The organism is Robinsoniella sp., assembly GCF_034124845.1.
This window is the reverse complement of sequence record NZ_JAWYAJ010000500.1, coordinates 1,207-5,149: the sequence shown is the minus strand read 5'-3', so window position 1 is coordinate 5,149 and position 3,943 is coordinate 1,207. Positions and strand designations below refer to the sequence as shown.

Annotated in this window: 1 protein-coding gene; it reads right to left on the bottom strand. The window is 42.5% G+C overall.

Annotation, left to right across the window (positions count from 1 at the left end; all coding sequences use genetic code 11):
- Positions 1-3,917, bottom strand: a 3,917-nt coding sequence (locus tag ACH2DQ_RS24750; RefSeq protein WP_395028596.1) for a DUF6531 domain-containing protein, incomplete at its 3' end; no start/stop codon positions are given.
- Positions 3,918-3,943: the final 26 nt, after the last annotated feature.

The following is a 3,943-nucleotide window of genomic DNA, read 5'->3' as shown; positions in this document are numbered from 1 at the left end:
GTTTTACCCGGGAATGACTTTGATTCTTCTGTTTCCTGTCCTAATATATCGTAAACAGCCTGATAGGTTCCTCCATCCTGTTCCTGTGTCCGCAATAGATTTCCCGCATTGTCGTAGGTACTGCTTTCCATCCGGCCGGCACCATCAATCATTTGCACCACTTTATCCTGGTAGTTATATTCATATTTCGTTACGGTATATGCGTCATCCCCGTTTTGGTGTACCTCGTCCAGCCCGCTTATGGCCAGCGGTACAGACAGCCCCTTGTACTCTCTTAACAGACGTCCTCTAAAATCATAGTATTCCTGGACGTAGCTTACCGGATTGTCACCGTCATACTGTATTGTGGTTATCCTGTTATTCCATGCATCATATTCATAAGCAGTCTTCCTTGACGAGGAGGCCGAACTGCCTGCGGGGTTATTATAGACCGTCTCCGTCAGCATGTTGCCTGCTTTATCATAGGTATATTCCGTCTTTGCAAGAGAATTTCCCTCAAACGGAGTTGTCTGTCTGATCAGATTTCCCAATGCATCATAGGTATAAGTGGTTCGTTTCCCATTCGGATCTGTCTCTGTGGCCACCTTTCCATCCCCGGTATAAGTTCTGCTGGTCGAATTTCCGGCAGCATCGGTGGCTCTTATGACTCTTCCAGCAAAATCCGTGATCTGCGTAGTGACCGCAGTACGTTCTTGATCCAGATAAACCGTGGTAGTGGTAAGCAGGTTTTTTCCGGACTGGCTGTAGCTTAGTTCCTCCATGCGTATTCTTTTTGATGTAGTGCTGTCATAAAAAACAGTACTTGTTTTCCGGTCCAGCGCATCATAGGTATATGCAGTATAGGAACCGTCCGGATAAAACTCCTTTAAGGTATTCCCATATAAATCGTATTCATAAGCTGTCGTATTGCCCATGGCATCTGTTTTTGTAGTCACCTGTCCAGCTTCATTATAAGTAAAACGGGTTCCGGGGCCTGTATAAACATCATTTTTCAGGTCATCCAAAGACGAATCATAGGAAAGTGGTCCAGCCTCTGCTTCTTTATTTCCCATTTCATCATAAGAGTACCGCTCAAATGTCCGCTGTCTTCCATCTTCACTGATGGTGGCCTTTCGAATGATTTCATTATATTTATTATAGACATATTTTGTAACAACACCATCCGGGGCAGTTTCTTCTATGGGAAGCCACTTGTCATTGTACTCATAGGCAGTTGTAAATGCATCCCCATCCATATAGGTCGTCATGGCAAGGATCTGCCCCTTCTGGTTACGGATGTATTCTAGATAATTCTTTTCATCTCCCAGCGGACCGGTTTCAGTCAGTACAGCACCTTTAATTACATGGTCCATGTCATAGGTGTAAGACGTCACAGCAAAGCCTTCCTCATCAGCGCCTTCCAGGTATACACTTTTTCCATCCAGCGGCGTTGCCTTTTTTAGAAGGTATTTTCCGGAAACGTCATACAGGTAATAAGTGGACGTTCCATTTTTATCAGTACTTTTTGTTATATTATTCTGCTCATTATACTCTGTCAGCTCTGCCGTGCCGTCAGGATATGCTACTCTGGTTACCCGCCCTTTTGTATCACGGGTATACGTAGTTACATTTCCATAAGCATCGGTTTCCGATTCTACTTCCCCATATTTATTTATTCCATTTGTCAGGGCATACCTCGTCCGAACGGTTTCACCAAGGGCATTCGTAGATGCAGTAAGATTATAGTGAAAATCAAACTCCTTCGTAACCCTGCGCCCATTGGAATCTGTAATCGTGGTTTTGCGGAATATATCATCATATTTATAAGTATCCACATTTCCTGCCATATTTTTGACTGTTTTTACTTTTTTATCGTGTTTTCCGCCTTTGATGTAGGTTATTTCTTCAAATGTGCTGCCATCATGGTTTATTATTTTAGCGAGCAGCCCTTCTGAATTATATAGATATCCTGTGGATTTACCGTTTGCATCGATATATTTTGACAGTTTTCCTTCGGTATATTCAAAGCGGGCAGTTTCCCCAGTCTCCTCATTTATGATACTTTTTAGAAGCTTCTCTTTATAATGAATAGAAACATCCGTACCGGAGTCATCCTGTATCCGCACCGTATTTCCATTTTCATCCACGCTGTAGGTCATGCGGTTACCGGTTTTATCTTCCATGTATTGAATATTCCCTTTTTCATCAAAAGAAAATAGGGCCTGATCTTGTGTTTTCAACAGGAAGCTTCCATTTTCCTCTGTCAGTTCACTTCTGGAGTCCTGCGTTTCATAATTACCGCTGCTGTTTTTCAAAAACGTATACCGGGACCCGTCCGGCATAAAAACCGTTTTCTGGTCCGTGTCCAGAATAGTTTCCGATTTCATTTTTATATTCTGGCTGAATACAAATCCTTTTCCCAGTACTCCGTCTTCTTCGCTCATGGAATTATAGGAATGTGTAATTTCAAAGGGACCCATGGCACTTTGAACCGTGATATCCGAAAAGCCCTGTGAATAGTTTCCGGTTGCAGGATTGGCTCCTGATTTGCCAAAGTATCTGGATGCAATCCGTTCTGTGATATGTCCGGTTTCCATTGCCTGGAAGAGATTTGTCCAGATGGGCTTTCTGGTAAATGTATAATCCAGACCGGCATCCACTCCAAGGTTGTAAAACCAGACGTATGCCAGTTCCGGAAATTCCACGTTGTGGTGGTAGGAACCGCTGATCTGCATGAACGCATTCTGGCTGGTTGTAAATCTTCGGGTGGTACTTTGAATGAAATCTCCTTTTACATCCAGGAGGCCTCGGGATATAGTTTGATCTGTCTGGGAATTATTGTATAAGGTTCCGTTGATGATGATAAGGTCATTATCATCGGACATGGATATACACCCATTATTCTCCAGATACAGATTTCCATTGACATTCAAGATACCTTTCTCGTTGGATATATTGCCGGAAACAGTCAGATTGCCTCCACATTTCAAGGCACCGCCCATGAGCCGGGCACTTCCAGTGAGATTTACAGAATCTTTAAGTTCAACTGTATGACCATTTAGTTCAAGGTAGTGAAGATTTGCAAAATCATTTGAAATAATGTCACTGGCCAGACTGATTGTTCCTGCTGTACAATTAAATACAAGTCCTGGGCATGATTCAGTTTGTTTGATATTCCTTATATATCCCCGGTTGCTATCCATAATTATATGTTGCAATGAATCTCCTGCAAACACTACTTTTCCATCAGCCGGCCATGAAACATTAAATATACTATTTCCCGTTTGATAGAAATCTCCATACAGTTCCAGAATTCCGCCTTTACAAAGCATATTTTCACTATTATTGCTTTCTGTATAAAAATCTCCTTTCACTATAATTTTAAGCTCTCCGGATGTCTTCAGATATGCTGACGTTTCTGTATAGCTTCCGTCAGACTGCTTTTTTTGTATTCGGAAATCTTGGTCTACTACGATCTGCGCTGACTCACTCCCTATAATTAAAGTGCAATCCCTGCCCTCTATCTCCTGTATCCGGTACTCCCCTTTTACATGCAGGACAGATCCATTATTCAGGGTAAACTGCGTTCCCAGATAGTCTCCTTCTATGGTCAGTTTATGCCCATTTCCATAACCCTGCACGGCTACTTCTTCCCCTGCAATAATCGTGTCCTGGGTTAGTTCCACTCCCCACAGCGGTGTATCTGCATAGATCTTTCCTGCACGATTAGCTATTACGATACTTTTCAGCCGTCCCCGCATCGTTCCCATCAATACATGCTGTTCTTTTTCTCCTGCAAACACTATTGTCCCATTAGCTGGCCATACTCCATTAAAAGAGCTGTCACCTATATGATGGAAATTCCCATGCAGTTCCAGAATTGCTCCTGCACAAAGTATATTTTCTCCTTTGCTTTCTGTATAAAAATCTCCTTTCACTATAATTTTAAGCTCTCCGGATGTCT